Genomic DNA, 15,010 nt, shown 5'->3' on the forward strand with positions numbered 1-15,010 from the left:
GCTCCGATATAACCTGCTGCCAGCACCTTTCAAGGAGGACAAGCTGTGCAGCCTGCAAAGACGCCGGTAGCGATCGACGACCCCCCTCGGCCCGCCCTGCTCGCCGGGGTGGACATCGGGGGCACCAAGATCGCCGCCGTGCTGGTGTCGAGGTCGGGCGACGTCCTCGCCTCCCATACGGAGGCCGCTCCCACAGGGGGTGGAGGCGCTGTGCTGCGGGCCGTTGCCGCCACGATCGAATCCCTGGAGCGTGAGGTCGGCAGCCCCATCGCTGCGCTCGGCCTTGGCGCCGCGGGCATCATCGATTCGGCCACGGGCACCGTCCTGGCCGCCTCGCAGCTCTTCACCGACTGGGTGGGTCGGCGCATCGGTGCCGAGCTCGAAGCGCTCATCCGACGCCCCGTCACCGTCGCGAACGATGTCAACGCATTCCTCGTCGGCGAGGTCCGCTGGGGCGCGCTGCGCGGGGCTGAGAACGCACTGGGCGTGATGCTGGGCACAGGCGTCGGAGGAGCGGTCATGCTGGCCGGTCACCTGTTCGAGGGCCCTCATGGCGGTGCAGGTGAAATCGGGCACACGCCTCGCCACTCGGACCACCGCTGTACGTGCGGCGGGATCGGCCATCTCGAGACCGTTGCCTCGGGGCGGTCCATCGGCCTGCGCTACGCCGAGCGCACCGGCGGTTCACCCCTCACCGGGCAGGAGACCGCCCGACGGGCCGCTTCCGGTGACGAGGTCGCGCTCGCCGTCTTTCATGACGCGGGTCAGGCCTTGGCCAACGCCGTCCTCACCACGGGCACACTCTTCGACGTCGATCACGTCGTCATCGGCGGCGGGGTGGCCAAGGCATGGGAATTCTGGCGGCCCTCCTTCGAAGCGACGGTGGCGGAGAACCCGCCGATCAGCGGGCGCCAACTCATTGTGCGGTTGGCGGCATTGACCAACCCCGCGATCGGCGCCGCAACCCTCGCGCTGGATACGGTTGACTCGGCAGGAGACATGGCATGAGAGAAGCATCGGAGATCCGGTCTGAGCCGCTCCCACCTGTCGCCCTCACGGGGATCTCACAACCCAGGGTGGGCGTCGGCGGCATCGCCATCGAGTCGAGCACGTTCAGCCGCCACGTTGCGACCCTGACTGATTTCGTGCAGCGACGCGGCGAGGAGTTGCTCGCGTACCACCCGTTCCTCCGGGAGGGTGAGCCCTTGCGGCAAGCGGCCCACTGGGTTCCGCTGCTGCACGGCCGCTCCTTGCCCGGCGGACCGGTGGCCCAGGAGGCGTACCTGGCGATGCGCGACGAACTCGTCGAGCGCATCCACGCAGAGGGACCCTTCGACGGCTTCCTGCTCGACATCCACGGTGCCATGAGCGTCGTCGGGATGCTCGACGCCGAGGGCGACCTGGCCCGCGCGGTGCGGGCGGCGCTCGGCCGGGACACACTGGTGTCGGCCAGCATGGATCTCCACGGCAACGTGTCTCCCGAGTTCCTGGCGCAGGTGGATCTGGTGACGTGCTACCGGATGGCACCTCACGAGGATGAGGAGAACACCCGCGAACGCGCCGCCCGCAACCTGCTCGCGCGGCTCCGCGCCGACGGCGGGAGCGACCCGGAGTCGCGCCGCCCCCTGAAGGCCTGGGTTCGGGTGCCCATACTGTTGCCGGGTGAGAAGACCAGCACCAGGGTGGAGCCAGCCAGGTCGCTCTACCGGTTGGTGCCGCAGGTGGAGGCACGCGACGGCGTGCTCGACGCTGCAATCTGGGTGGGCTACGCCTGGGCCGACGAACCCCGCTGCCATGGGGTGGTCGTCGTGACCGGCGACGCCGAGCCTGCCGTCCGCGACGGCGCTCGCCAATTGGCAGAGGCGTTCTGGGCAGTGCGCGACGAGTTCGAATTCGTCGGGCCCACCGGAACGTTCGCCGAGGCGATCGACATCGCGCTCTGCCCGGACGCAAAACATCCGCATGTGGTGTCGGATTCGGGCGACAACCCGACAGCAGGCGGGGCCGGAGACAGTTCGTGGTCCCTCACGCAGCTCATCGCGGATCCTCGGTTGACGGACGATACCCTCACAGTCATCCACGCCTCGATCAATGACGCCGCAGCAGTTGCGGCGGCGGCGGCGGCGGGCGTGGGTGCCCGCGTGCAACTAGGCGTGGGGGGCAACGTCGACGAGGCGGCAACCCCGGCGCAGCTCGACGGCATCGTCCGGGCCGTCGTCGAAGGCGATCCGGTGGGCGGCACCCAGGTCGTCGTACAGCGGGGGGCGGTGCACGCGATCATCTCGGAGCGCCGCAAGCCGTTCCATCACCTGGCCGACTTCACGCGCCTCGGGCTCGATCCGCGCGAGGCCGACATCGTTGTGGTGAAGATCGGCTACCTGGAGCCCGAACTTCACGATCTCGCGGAGGGCTGGACCCTGGCCTTGACGCCGGGCGGCGTCGATCAGAACCTTGAACGGCTGGGGCATCACCGCTTGCTGCCGGGCACGTGGCCCTTCGACACCAACGGGCCGCAGACCATGTTCGAACCCCAACTCTCACGAGGAGCCTTCCCATGCTGAACTTCGACACGCGCATCGGGCCCCAGTTCGCCGTCGCCCCGGACTACCCGGATCTCAGCGTGCCGGAGTGGTACCGCGACGCGAAGCTCGGCATCTTCATCCACTGGGGCATCTACTCGGTGCCGGCGTGGGCGCAGCTCCACGGCGAACGCAACGTACAGCCCGAGGAGGCGTACGCTCTCCACGAGTACGCAGAGTGGTACGGCAACACCTGGCGCATTCCCGGCAGTCCCACCCAGCGCCACCACGTGGAGACCTACGGTCAGGGCACGTCGTACGAGGATCTGGTCGACCTGTGGCACCCAGAGCGCTTCGACGCCGGCCACATGGTGAGCCAGGTCCTCCGCTCGGGCGCGCGCTACATCATTCCCACCACCAAGCACCATGAGGGCCTGTGCCTGTGGGAAACCGAGACCACGCCATTCTCCACCGCCCGACGGGGGCCCCATCGTGACCTCATCGCCGAGTTGCACGACGCGGCCCGGGCGGCCGGCGTGCGTTTCGGCGTCTACTTCTCCGGGGCTCTGGACTGGCACGTGAGCGATCTTCCGCCCATCCAGTCAGACCGCGACCTGTTCGCCCTGAGGCGCAACGACGCCGAGTTCGCGCAGTACTCCGCGCGGCAGCTCCGGGAGTTGATCGAGCGGTTCAGCCCAGACGTGCTGTGGAACGACATCGATTGGCCAGACGGCGGCAAGGGCCACGAGCCCTACGGCTTGGCGCAGCTCTTCCAGGACTACCTGAGCGCCGTGCCCTCTGGCGTGGTCAACGATCGCTGGGGCATCCCCACCCACGGTTTCGTGACCCGGGAGTACACACATGTCAACGAGACTCTGCCCCAGGTGTGGGAAGCGTGCCGTGGCCTGGGGCAGTCCTTCGGCTACAACCGCGTTGAGGACGAACGCGCCTCCATGTCTGGCGCAGAACTCGTCGCCTATCTGGTCGATGTCGTGTCGAAGAACGGCAACCTCCTGATCAACGTGGGGCCCCGTGCCGACGGCACCATCCCCGAACTGCAACTGCGCGCGCTGGAGGAGCTGGGCGCGTGGCTGGCCGTCAACGGCGAGGCGATCTTCACGACGCGGCCGTGGCTGCGGTGTGGCGACGCTCAGGTGCGCTACACCCATGCCGACGGTGCCGTTTACTGCCATCTCCTCACGCCGGGCGAGGGCCGGCTGACCCTTCCGCCCGAGCTGTCTTCGGCCCGGATCGTGCACTGGTTGGGCGGTTCCGAAACAGTGGTCCACGACGGGATCGCCGTGGTCCCGGAAGCGCTGCGGACAAGCCCCGTGGCGGTGGCGCGAGTGGGATGAAAGCCCACAACACGCGTCGATTTGCATCGCTTCCGAGGCACGGCCCTACTTTTCTCCCATGGTCGCGCTGCCGCCCTCTACAGAGCCATTGACCGGGCGGTTCGTCCGGCTTGAGCCGTTCACAGAATCCGACGCCGACGAGCTGGCCAGCCTCCTGCTCGACCCGGCCCTCTACACCAACGGATACGTCATGTATCCCACCCCGTCGACCCACGCTGAAGCGGTCGAACGCGTCTGGGCCTGGTGGGCCAACCGCACCCGCGCCGGCAGCGCAGACCGCCTCAGCTACGCCGTCCGGCTGACCGGCGACGGCGGGCTGGGCACCCCCGGAACCCTCGTGGGCACCACCTCGCTGGGGCCGTTCGACACCGGCAACCAGGCGACCTTCCTCGGCTTCACCATCTACGGCCGTCGCTGGTGGGGTGCTCCGGTGAACCCCGAGGGCAAGTACCTCTTGCTGCGCCAGGCGTTCGAGGTCCTCGGCTACAGCCGCGTCCAGATCCAGACCGACGTGCGCAACGTCCGCAGCCAGGCCGCGATCGAGAAGCTGGGGGCCGTGCGCGAGGGCGTCCTGCGTCGGCACAAGATCCGCGCCGACGGCAGCTCCAGGGATTCCGTCTTCTACTCGATCATCACGGAGGACTGGCCGCGGGTGAGGGCGGGTCTCGAGGCCCGTCTCGGCGGGTGGACCCCTGTCCTGGACGCCCACGGCACCAGCGACCTCCCAGCCCTCCCTGCCGCAGCGGAGGACACCGACGAGGTGCGCAATGCGCTGGTCAACCTCACCGCCCAGCTCACCGTGCTCCAGCAGGCCCATGAATCATTGGGACTCCAATCCTGATGGCGTCCGGTGTAGCGTTTTTCCATGGTCGCGACACCGCCTGAGCCCAAGACGCTGAGCGGCCGGCTCGTCCGCCTGGAGCCGTTCCGCGCCTCAGACGCAGACGAGTTGGCCGAACTCGTGCTTGATCCGCGCCTGCACGAGCATGGTTTCGTCATGTACCCGCCGCCCAGGAGCTACGCCGAGGCCCTCCGGCGCGTCTATTCCGCCTGGGCCGCGACACCCGCCGCACATGCGTCCCGCGTGACGTGGGTGGTGCGGCTCACCGGCGACGGTGACCTCGGCCCGGCGGGAACGCTCGTCGGCGCCTCGTCCCTGGGAGAGGCTGAGCCGGAGAACGAGGCGGTGCACCTCGGCTGGACGGTCTACGGACGCCGCTGGTGGGGCTCCCTGGTGAACGCGGAGACGAAGTACCTGCTCCTCAGGGAGGCGTTCGAGAACCTGGGGTTCGGCCGGGTGCGGCTCCAGACCGACGCCCTCAACCTCCGCAGCCAGGCGGCCATCGAGAAGCTGGGCGCGACGAAGGAGGGAGTGCTGAGGCGACACAAGGTGCGCGCCGACGGCACCTTCCGCGACACCGTCGTCTATTCGATCCTCCGCGACGAGTGGCCGGCCGTGAAGGCCGGGTTGGAGAGGCGACTGAGCGCCTAGCTCGCGGCCCAGATCGGGGTCAAGGGATGACAGAGCTAGAGTCGCAGTCAGGCACGATCGCTGAAGGGAATCACCCATGCACACCACGCACCTCGGCCGCTCCGGTCTCCAGGTCTCCCGTCTCGTCCTCGGCACCATGAACTTCGGGCCACACACGTCGGAGGAGGACGCGCACGCCATCATGGACCGCGCCCTCGACGCAGGCATCAACTTCTTCGACACCGCCAACGGCTACGGCGGCAAGGGTCACCGCGGACGCACCGAGGAGATCGTCGGGCGCTGGTTCAAGAAGTCCGGCCGCCGCGACGAGGTGATCCTCGCCACCAAGTGCTACGGCTCCACCCTGGACGAAGACCGGCCCAACTTCTCCAAGCTCTCGGCGGTGAACGTCCGGCGTTCAGCGATCGCGTCGCTCCAGCGCCTGCAGACGGACCACATCGACCTCTACCAGATGCACCACGTGGACCGCGCCACGTCCTGGGAGGAGATCTGGCAGTCCATGGACCGTCTGGTGGCAGCGGGCGACATCGTCTACGTCGGGTCCTCGAACTTCGCCGGCTGGCACATCGCGGCTGCGGTCGAGGCCGCGAAGGCGCGCCACAGCCTGGGCCTGGTGAGCGAGCAGTCCCTCTACAACCTGGCCGCGCGCACCGTCGAACTCGAAGTGTTGCCCGCCGCCCGGCACTACGGGCTGGGCGTCATCCCGTGGTCGCCGCTCGGGGGCGGCCTGCTGGGCGGTGTCCTGCAGAAGATCGAATCCGGCCGCCGCGCCGACGAGCAGATGCTGCGGCGCGTCGCGGAGATGCGCGAACAACTGGATGCGTGGGAGTCGTTCTGCCGCGAACTGGGCGAGCAGCCCGCCGATGTGGCGCTCGCGTGGCTGCTGCACCAGGACGGCGTCACGGGCCCGATCATCGGCCCCCGCACCATGGAGCAGCTCGACGGCGCACTCCACGCCCTGGACATCAGCCTGGACGAGTCCGCACTGGCACGCCTCGACGAGATCTTCCCCGGCCCCGGCGGACCGGCCCCGGAGGCCTACGCCTGGTGACCGGCCCGGAAGAGGAAAGCGCCCGGCTGCGGGACGCCCCGCGGTCTGATGAGGTGTTCCAGGTCCTTGCCCAGCGCTACCACGTGGCGCCCATGCCGGTGCTCGAGGCACGCGACCTGGTGGACACCAGCCACCCCCTCGGAGAACCCAAACGGTTCCTGCGGGTCCAGCTGCCGCCGGACATGCCCTACCGCACGGGCGACCACCTCGCCCTCCTCCCCCGCAACCCGGAGGCCCTGGTCAGGCGCGTAGCCGCCCGCCTCGGCCTGGAGCTGACGCACACCGTCACGCTGGAGAAGGGGCGACGGGGGCTTCCCGTCGGCGTCCCGCTGACGGTGCACCAACTCCTCACCGAATTTGTCGAGCTGCGCTTCCCGCCCAGCGCCATCAGCGTCGCGAAGCTTGCCGATCACGCGTCAGACGACGGGGAGCGGCACCAGCTCGCTGCTCTCGCGGCCCTGGGCCGCGAGGAGTTCCGCGAGCAGGTCACCGAGCGGGAGCGGACCGTCCTGGACCTCCTCGAGGAGTTCCCCTCCTGCGCCCTCACGCTCGACGCGTACCTGGACCTCGTGCGCCCCATCCGGCTCCGCAGCTACTCGCTCTCCAGCTCTCCCCTGGACCGGCCGCACGAGGCTGAACTGCTGGTCTCCTTCCTGGACGAACCGCATCGCGCGGGCCTCGGCACCTACACCGGGGTGGCCTCCGCCTTCCTCTGGGGCGTGGAGGCCGGCGACGTGCTCCACGCCAGGACGGTCTCCTGCCAGGAGGCCTTCCGCCTGCCCGACGACCCGTCGATCCCCGTCATCCTGATCAGCGCCGGCACGGGGCTGGCCCCGTTCCGAGCCGCCATCGCGGATCGCAGGCACGCCCCACGCGGGACCGTGCTGTGTTACTTCGGTTGCCGGCACCCGGACGTCGATTTCCTCCACCGCGAGGAGTTGGAGGCGGCCGACGCGGCCGGTGTGATCAGCCTGCGTCCCGTCTTCTCGCGCGCGGCCCACGACGGCGTGCGGTACGTCCAGCACCGGATCGCGCGCGAGGGCGACGAGGTGTGGCGCCTGCTCGAGCAGGGCGCGCACGTGCGCGTCTGCGGCGACGGCCGGTACATGGCCCCCGACGTACGCGCCGGCTTCCGGCAGCTGTTCCGGGACCACACCGACGGATCCGAGGAGGACGCCGAGGCGTGGCTGCACGACCTGATGATCAGCGGCCGCTACGTCGAGGACGTCTGGGCCGGCTGAGGAGGTCTCCGGGGTCATGCAACGGCGGCCCCCCTCAGCGCCCCGTCGACGGCTGTGCCAAGGTGGAGGCATGCAGAAGTCAACATTGGGTAAGACTGGCCGCGACATCGGGGTCGTCGGCCAGGGGTGCTGGCAGTTCGGTGGCGATTGGGGCGACGTCGGCGACGACGCGGCCATGGCCGTCCTCCACACGGCGGCCGACGAGGGCGTCACCTTCTTCGACACCGCCGACGTCTACGGCGACGGCCACAGCGAGGAACTCGTCGGCCGGTTCCTGAAGGAGCGCGCCGACGATTCGATCATGGTCGCGACCAAGCTCGGCCGCCGCGCCAGCCCGCACGTGCCGGAGACGTTCACCCGCGAGAACCTGCGCGCCTGGAACGACCGCTCCCGCGCTCTCCTCGGGCTGGACACCATCGACCTGGTGCAGCTGCACTGCCCGCCGACGCCCGTCTACTCCGACGACACGGTCTTCGACGTGCTCGACGAGATGGTCGAGGAAGGACGGATCCGCAACTACGGCGTGTCCGTCGAAACGGTCGACGAGGCGATGACGGCCCTCGCCCGCCCCGGCGTGGCGAGCATCCAGATCATCCTCAACGTCTTCCGCCGCAAGCCACTGGAGAAGGTCCTGCCCGCGGCGATGGAGGCCGGCGTCGGCATCATCGCCAGGGTCCCGCTCGCCAGCGGCCTGCTGACCGGCAGGTTCACCGAATCCACCACCTTCGCGCCGCAGGACCATCGGACGTACAACCGGCACGGCGAATCGTTCGACCAAGGCGAGACGTTCAGCGGCGTGCCCTACGACGTCGGGGTCGCGGCCGCCCGCGAGTTCGCGTCGATCGTGCCGCAGGGCGTCACCCCGGCCCAGTTCGCGCTGCGCTGGATCATCGACCAGCCCGGTGTTTCCGTCGTGATCCCCGGCGCCAGCCGGCCGGACCAGGCGAAGGCCAACGCGGCCGCCGGCTCCCTGCTGCCCCTTACCCGGGAACAGCTCGACGCGTGCGAACGGATCTACGACGAGTACATCAGGAGCCACGTCCACGACCGCTGGTGACGGCGTGCACGCCTCAGTGCTTGAACACCCGCACCGGACCGACGACCCGCAGGCCCACCCGGGCACCGAGCACCGGAGTCTCGTTCCCGTGCACGCGCGCCCGCACAGACAGCGGCCCGCCGGCCCAGCCCTGCACGTCGCCGGCGACATCGAGGTCGACCACCGCGTCGTGGCCGAAGAAGCGCACGGTGGTGACGACGCCGCTGACCGCTCCCTGCTCGGGGGGCGTGAGCCGGATCTGTTCCGGCCGCAGCAGCACGTCGACGGGTCCGCGCGGCACGAACCCGACCACCGAGAGCATTCCCAGGCCTGAACGCACCTCCGGGCCGACGCCCTCACCGCGCACCATGACGGCGTCGCCCATGAACGACGCCACCTGGGGGTCGATCGGCTCGCCGTAGACGATGCGGGGGGCGGCCACCTGGAGCACATGGCCCCCGCGGAGCACCGCCACCTCGTCTGCGAAGGACAGCGCCTCCCCCTGGTCATGGGTGACGAGGATGACCGTGGCGCCGGCGGCACGGAGGGCGCGCGCGGTCGCTTCCCGCGTCGCGTGCCGCAGGGTGGTGTCGAGGGAGGAGAACGGCTCGTCGAGCAGCACGACGCTGGGCTGCGGCGCCAGCGCCCTGGCCAACGCGACGCGTTGCTGCTGTCCACCCGAGAGCTGCGCGGGGTAACGGCCGGCGATTTCCGGCGGCAGTTCCACGAGCTCCAGGAGTTCGGCGACCCTCTCCCGGTTGGCCCGCTCGCGGCCCCGGAGGCCGGCACGGGGCAGGCCGAAGGCGACGTTCCCCGCCACGCTGAGGTGCGGGAACAGCGCCCCCTCCTGACGGACGTAGCCGACGCCGCGTCGCTCGGGCGCCACCCAGGTGCGCGGGCCGGCGACGACGCGGCCCCCGACGCTGATCTCCCCCGCCGTCGGCCGGAGGAAGCCGGCGATGGCGCGCAGCAGCGTCGTCTTGCCGGAGCCGGAGTCGCCGAGGATCGCGGTGGTCGCGCCTTCCTTGACGCGCAGGCTGACCCCGTGGAGGATCTCGCTGGCCCCGTATCCGGCGCGCAGTTCGCGCACGAGCACCTCGCTCATTTCGTGGCCCTTCTGTCGTGGGTGATCTGGCGCCGGAGCACCACCGTCAGCGGCACCGACAGCACGATCATCATCGCCGCGTACGGCGCGGCGGCCGCGTAGTCGAGTTCGTCGCTGGCCGCCCAGAACGACAGCGCCAGCGTGTCGGCGCCGGTGGGGGCGAGCAGCAGCGTCGCGGTGAGTTCGGTGGAGATCGCCAGTGCCACCAGCACGAAACCGGCCAACACCGACGGCGCCGCCAGGGGCAGCACCACCCGCCGGAACACGCCCGCCCCGCCCTGCCCCAGCGAGCGCGCGGCCTCCGCCAGTTCCGGTGGGGCCGCCGCCAGCCCCGAGCGGAGGGAGACCATCGCGCGGGGCAGGAAGAGCACCGCGTACGCCACCACCACCAGGGCCACGGTCTGGTAGAGCCCTGGCGCCCAGGTCACGGCGAGACCGACGAGCGCCAGCGCCACGACCACGCCGGGCAGCGCGCTGCCGACGAAGGTGGCGCGCTCGAGGAGTGTGGCGACCCAGCCGCCGCCCCTGCTGAGGAGCAGCGCTCCGGGCAACGCCACCACCACGGCCGTGAGGCCACCCAGGACGGCCAGCCCCAGAGTCGACGCGGTGACGCGGAGGAGGTCGTCGGCCACGGCCCCGGACTGGCTGGTTCCGGTGAGGAGCCACCGCAGCACCAGCACCACCGGTACCGCCGTGGACAGCGCGGTCAGGAGCGTGAGCCCGGCGAGCGCCGGCCACGTCCACCTGCCCAGCGGCACGCGTGACGGCGGCCGCATGCTGCCCGCCCCGATCCTGGCGACGCGCCGCGAGCCGCGGCCGACGACCTCGAGCGTCAGGAGGCCGAGGCAGAGCAGGAGGAGGACGGAGGCCAGGAGCGAGCCCTGGGCGTCGCTGAAGCCGACGGCGTACTGCTGCAGGATCGCCGTGGTGAAGGTCTGGTAGCGCATCATGGCCAGCACGCCGTATTCGGCGAGGAGGTGGAGGGCCACCAGCAGGGCCCCGCCGCTCAGGGCGGGGCGGAGGCGAGGGAGGACTGCCCGGCGGAAGGCCGCGAAGGGGCCCAGCCCGAGGGAGCGCGCAGCCTCCTCCTCTCCCTCGTCGAGCGCCCGCAGCAGCGCGGCCACCGGCAGGAAGACGAACGGGAAGTAGGCCAGCGTGGTGACCAGCGCGGCACCGCCCAGGCCGACGAGGGCCGGCTGCCAGGAGGTCCAGGCGTAGCTGGCCACGAAGGCGGGCACGGCGAGGGGCGCCAGCATCAGGGCGCGCCAGACGCCGGCGCCGGGGAGGTCGGTGCGCTCCACCAGCCAGGCCGCCCCGGTGCCGATCGCGACTGCGAGCGGCAGGGTGATGGCCATGAGAGCGGCCGTGTTGGTCAGCAGCATCCCGATCCGCGGCCGGAAGAGGTAGGCGGCCGCCTCTGACCAGCCCACCCCGAACCCGCTGGCCACCGTGACGACGATGGGGAGCAGGACGATCGCCGCGACGAGGGCGGCGGCCACCTGGAGCCAGGGGCGGCTAGAGGATGCCGGCATCAGTCATCAGCTTGGTGACCTCATCCGAGTTCAGCGTGAACGGGTCCACCGGCGGATTGTCCAGGCTCTCCAGCGGCGGGAGCGCGGGGTCCGAGGCGACGCCCACGCCCACCGCGTACTCCATCGACTTGGAGTCGACGAGCACTTTCTGTCCCTCGGGCGAGGTGATGTAGGCCAGGAACTGTTGGGCCTGCTCGGCCTTGTCGCTGCTGGCGAGCACGCCGCCGGCCGACAGGGAGACGAAGGCGCCCGGGTCCTGGTTGCCGAAGTAGTGCAGCTGGGTGTTGCCCGAGCCCTCCTTGTTGCCGGCCTGGTCGCGGTACCAGTAGTAGTGGTACATGACGCCCACCGGCACCTCGCCCGCGTTGACGGCCTTCATCGTGGCGATGTTGTTCTGGTAGGCGTTGGCACCCCTCTGCAGGGCGACGAGCCAGGCGGCGGTCTCCTCCTCGCCGCGGTCGGCGAGCATGCCCGCGACGATGGCCTGGAAGTCGGCCCCGCCGGGGGCGCAGCCCCAGCGGCCGTCCCAGGCGGGATCCGCCAGGTCCATCATCGATTTCGGCAGTTCCGCCTCGCTGATCTCGGAGGTGTTCCAGCACAGCACCGTCGAGCGGGCGGCGATCGCGATCCAGTCGGTGCTGGACGGCGCCATGGCGCTCGGCACCTGCTCCAGCGTGGTGGCGACGACGGGCGCGAGGAGACCGGCGCGCTGCACCACCGTCATGGCCGGGGAGTTCTCCGTGAGGAACACGTCGGCGGGGCTGCGGTCCCCCTCCTGCACGATCTGGTGGCCCATGGACGAATCGGAGCCTCGACGCACCTGCGTCTTCACCCCGGTGGCCGCCGTGAAGGCCTCGGCCCACGCGGCCGTCACGTTCTCGTGCTGCGAGGAGTAGATGAGGAGCGCCTCGGGGTCCGCGACGAACTCCTCACCGCCGTCGTCGCGGCTGCACGCTGCAACTGCGATCGGCGTGAGGGCGAACGCGGTGAGGAGGAGGCGTCGGCTGAGATGGGGGGTCACGGGGTGGTCCTCTCGGGGGTGGGGGAAGTACTGCGGAGGGGGACGAGGAGGTCTTGGAGGCGGGCGATGGGCGTGGCGGTGACGCGCCAGAGCAGCACGCCCACGACGAGGGCGGCGACGGTGCGCACCAACCCGTGGTCCGTGAGGGTCCGCGACACCAACGTCAGGACGTGGAACTGGATGAGGTAGATGTGCAGGCTGGCGGCGGCCAGCACCGTGACGACGGGGACGACCAGCCGCGGCAGCGGGACGCTGCGCACCAGCGCCAGGGCGATGATGCCGCCCGCGATCACCAGGTTGCGCGCGGTGTCGTCCGGGAAGTAGCCGAGGGTGCCCAGCAGCGCCATCGCCAGCGTCAGTTCCGTGCGACGGCGGGTGCGGGCGACGGCCAGCGCCATCCCGGCGGCGAACAGCCAGAAGACGGTGGGCAGCACGCCACGCATCGGGCCGTCGTGCTCGAAGCTGAGGATGATGAAGCGCGCCACCAGCCCGACGAGGAGCAGCCCCATCGCCACCCGCCACGGGTCGTCGGTCCAGCGCCGGGCGATGGCCGGCCACGACAGCAGTGCGGTCACCACCAGAACCGCCAACACCAGGACGTCGACGAACCACAACTCGTTGCGGCCGCCGGTGGAGATGTTGCCGGTGGCCCAGTTCACCAGGAAGACGTTGCCCCAGCCGTAGCGGCCGTAGGCCATGCCGATGAGGGCGGTGACGACGGTGGGCACTGCCACGCCGATGACCAGCCTGGCGCCGGCGCGCCAGCGGGCGACGGCCCCGGCTGCCGAGAGGCCGAACATGGCCGTGCTGTAACCGGCGACGGCCATGAGGGTGTGGGCGCCACCGAGGACACGGAACAGCTCGGCGTGCGAGCCGCAGATGATGATGGCCGCCACGGCCCTGAGGACCACCGACATCTCGACGCGCTGCCAGCGACGGTCCGGCGCGGGCCGGACGTCGTCCGGGGCGGCGGAGTCGACGAGGCTGCGCGCGGGGCGGTGGTGCCAGTCCGCGGGCAGGTCGCCGAGCAGCGAACTGAGCCGGGCAGAGGCCTGCACGTGGGTGAGGGAGTCGCCCCCCAGGGCGACGAAGGACCGGTCCAGGTCGACGTCGGGCAGGCTCAGCACATCGCGCAGCACCCCGGCGACACGGACGGCGACACCGGGGGCGTCGATCCGCTGCCGCGAATCTGCGCACTCCTCCGGGTCTGTAGCCCGGACGAGGGCGTCGCAGCCGGCGCGGTCCACCTTGCCGTTGGTCAGGCGGGCCAGCGGGAGGACGCCCACCCGGATGTGGCCCACCCCGACGCCGGCGGCGTGGCCGGCGAGGCGACGGACCCGGCTGGCCGTGTCGCCCGCGACCTCCCCGGGCACGGGTTCGACGGCGACACGCAGGCCGGTGTCGTCCCCGGTGACGCACACCACCAGGCCCTCGTGCTCGAGGGTGGTCTCGACGCGGGCCAGGTCGATGCGCAGCCCCAGCACCTTCACGAACCCGGAGCGCCGCCCGACGATGCGCAGCAGGCCGCCGTCGAGCACGCCGAGGTCGCCCGTCCGCAGCTCGGTGACCATGCGGCCGAGGGCGAGGTCGTCGGGGTGTTGCGCGTAGCCGAGCATCACGCCGGGGCCGGTCACGACGATCTCGCCGCTGGTGCCGTCGGATTCACGCACCGCACGGTCCAGCCGCACCTCGGTGCCGGGGACAGGGGTGCCCACGGTGCCCGGCGACGACAACGTGGCGTCCGGCGACTGGATGGCGATGCGCGCGGTGGCCTCGCTCTGGCCGTACATGACGGCGACCCCCCATCCGTGGCGCGCGCCCAGCTGGGCGGTGCGTCGCACCCGGTCCTCCCCCATGCGGCCGCCGGCCTGCGTGATGAGCCGGAGCGACGGGTGCGGGCGATCGAGGACCCCCGTCGTCTCCATGAGTTCCACCATGTGGGGGACGACGGCCAGCGTCGAGACGCCCGCGTCGACGGCGGTCCAGAAGTCGTCGTCGAGCACGGAGCCGCACGTCAGGGCGACCGACGCCCCGACAGCGAGGTGGCTGTGCAGGACGGACAACCCGAAGCAGTAGTGCAGCGGGAGGCTCGTCGCACCGCGATCGTGCGCCGTGAGGCCGAGCGCCGCCGCGATGGCGTGGGCGTTGGAGGTGAGGTTGGCATGCGACAGCCGCACGAGCTTGGGGGAACCGGTGCTGCCGGACGTGCTCAGCAGCAGCGCGAGATCCGGGTGGAGGAGGTGTCGCGGCTCCGGATCCTCGTGGAGGAAGTCGATGTCACCGTCGACCAGCTGCAGGTCGGCCGGCCAGGCCCGGCGCACGGCCTCTGCGCCGTGGCCCTCGGGCAGGAGCAGCACGACATGGTCGGCCTCGAGCAGGGCCAGGTAGCCGACGATGTCGTCGACGGTGGGGCGCAACTGGACGTGAGCGAGACGTCGGTCGCCCGTGCGGAGGCGGGCCGAAAGTTCGTCCACCCGCCGACGCAGCGTGGCGTGGTCGACGACTTCCCCGTCCCCGGCGATGAGCGCCGGCGCCGCGCCGGCGACGCGCTGGGACAGAGGGAGCGGACTCAGGGCCCGACCCTTGGTCAGCGTCCACGCTTCTTGCACCGGGTTAGGGTAACCTCACAAAATAGATTTATACAACCTAAGGGTAACT

At 70.8% G+C, this 15,010-nt stretch carries 12 protein-coding genes; 8 read left to right on the plus strand and 4 right to left on the minus strand.

Going from position 1 to position 15,010, the window contains the following annotated elements; genetic code table 11:
* Window positions 1-45 precede the first annotated feature (45 nt).
* The 8 genes from J7D54_RS13795 (at window position 46) to J7D54_RS13830 (ending at window position 8,715) form a co-directional block, all read left to right on the plus strand.
* Window positions 46-1,008 (plus strand): ROK family protein, encoded by a 963-nt coding sequence (locus J7D54_RS13795; RefSeq protein ID WP_209455155.1) that lies wholly within the window; start codon window positions 46-48, stop codon window positions 1,006-1,008.
* Window positions 1,005-2,561 (plus strand): M81 family metallopeptidase, encoded by a 1,557-nt coding sequence (locus J7D54_RS13800; RefSeq protein WP_182763153.1) that lies wholly within the window; start codon window positions 1,005-1,007, stop codon window positions 2,559-2,561. The genes J7D54_RS13795 and J7D54_RS13800 overlap by 4 nt, the downstream gene beginning before the upstream one ends.
* Complete coding sequence (locus J7D54_RS13805) at window positions 2,555-3,874, plus strand: alpha-L-fucosidase (protein ID WP_182763152.1); 1,320 nt, start codon at window positions 2,555-2,557, stop codon at window positions 3,872-3,874. Before J7D54_RS13800 ends, J7D54_RS13805 begins: the two co-directional genes overlap by 7 nt.
* 58 nt (window positions 3,875-3,932) lie before the next feature.
* Window positions 3,933-4,715: a GNAT family N-acetyltransferase gene (locus J7D54_RS13810; protein WP_182763151.1), complete on the plus strand. Its 783-nt coding sequence runs from the start codon at window positions 3,933-3,935 to the stop codon at window positions 4,713-4,715.
* 24 nt (window positions 4,716-4,739) lie between these two features.
* A complete protein-coding gene (locus J7D54_RS13815; protein WP_182763150.1) occupies window positions 4,740-5,366 on the plus strand; it encodes a GNAT family N-acetyltransferase in 627 nt (208 codons plus the stop codon).
* Window positions 5,367-5,442: 76 nt separating this feature from the next.
* Window positions 5,443-6,417 carry an aldo/keto reductase gene (locus J7D54_RS13820; protein ID WP_182763149.1) on the plus strand — a complete coding sequence of 325 codons (975 nt, stop codon included), beginning with the start codon at window positions 5,443-5,445 and terminating at the stop codon, window positions 6,415-6,417.
* Window positions 6,414-7,658, plus strand: a complete 1,245-nt coding sequence (locus tag J7D54_RS13825; RefSeq protein ID WP_182763148.1) for a hypothetical protein — start codon at window positions 6,414-6,416, stop codon at window positions 7,656-7,658. Before J7D54_RS13820 ends, J7D54_RS13825 begins: the two co-directional genes overlap by 4 nt.
* A gap of 70 nt (window positions 7,659-7,728) precedes the next feature.
* A complete protein-coding gene (locus tag J7D54_RS13830; RefSeq protein WP_182763147.1) occupies window positions 7,729-8,715 on the plus strand; it encodes an aldo/keto reductase in 987 nt (328 codons plus the stop codon).
* A 13-nt stretch (window positions 8,716-8,728) separates the two neighbouring features.
* Here J7D54_RS13830 and J7D54_RS13835 read toward each other — a convergent pair whose 3' ends face one another.
* From J7D54_RS13835 to J7D54_RS13850, 4 genes are read right to left on the minus strand one after another with little or no spacing between them, the layout of a single operon-like run.
* Window positions 8,729-9,799 (minus strand): ABC transporter ATP-binding protein, encoded by a 1,071-nt coding sequence (locus J7D54_RS13835; protein WP_182763146.1) that lies wholly within the window; start codon window positions 9,797-9,799, stop codon window positions 8,729-8,731.
* On the minus strand, window positions 9,796-11,331 hold the full coding sequence (locus J7D54_RS13840; RefSeq protein WP_182763145.1) for an iron ABC transporter permease: 1,536 nt from the start codon (window positions 11,329-11,331) through the stop codon (window positions 9,796-9,798). Before J7D54_RS13840 ends, J7D54_RS13835 begins: the two co-directional genes overlap by 4 nt.
* A complete protein-coding gene (locus J7D54_RS13845; RefSeq protein WP_182763144.1) occupies window positions 11,315-12,352 on the minus strand; it encodes an extracellular solute-binding protein in 1,038 nt (345 codons plus the stop codon). The genes J7D54_RS13840 and J7D54_RS13845 overlap by 17 nt, the downstream gene beginning before the upstream one ends.
* The gene (locus J7D54_RS13850; RefSeq protein WP_182763143.1) at window positions 12,349-14,961 is read right to left on the minus strand and encodes an AMP-binding protein; all 2,613 of its coding nucleotides are present in this window, start codon (window positions 14,959-14,961) and stop codon (window positions 12,349-12,351) included. Before J7D54_RS13850 ends, J7D54_RS13845 begins: the two co-directional genes overlap by 4 nt.
* Window positions 14,962-15,010: the final 49 nt, after the last annotated feature.

The sequence above is a fragment of the Tessaracoccus sp. MC1865 genome (genome assembly GCF_017815535.1).
In the GTDB taxonomy this organism is placed as follows: domain Bacteria; phylum Actinomycetota; class Actinomycetes; order Propionibacteriales; family Propionibacteriaceae; genus Arachnia.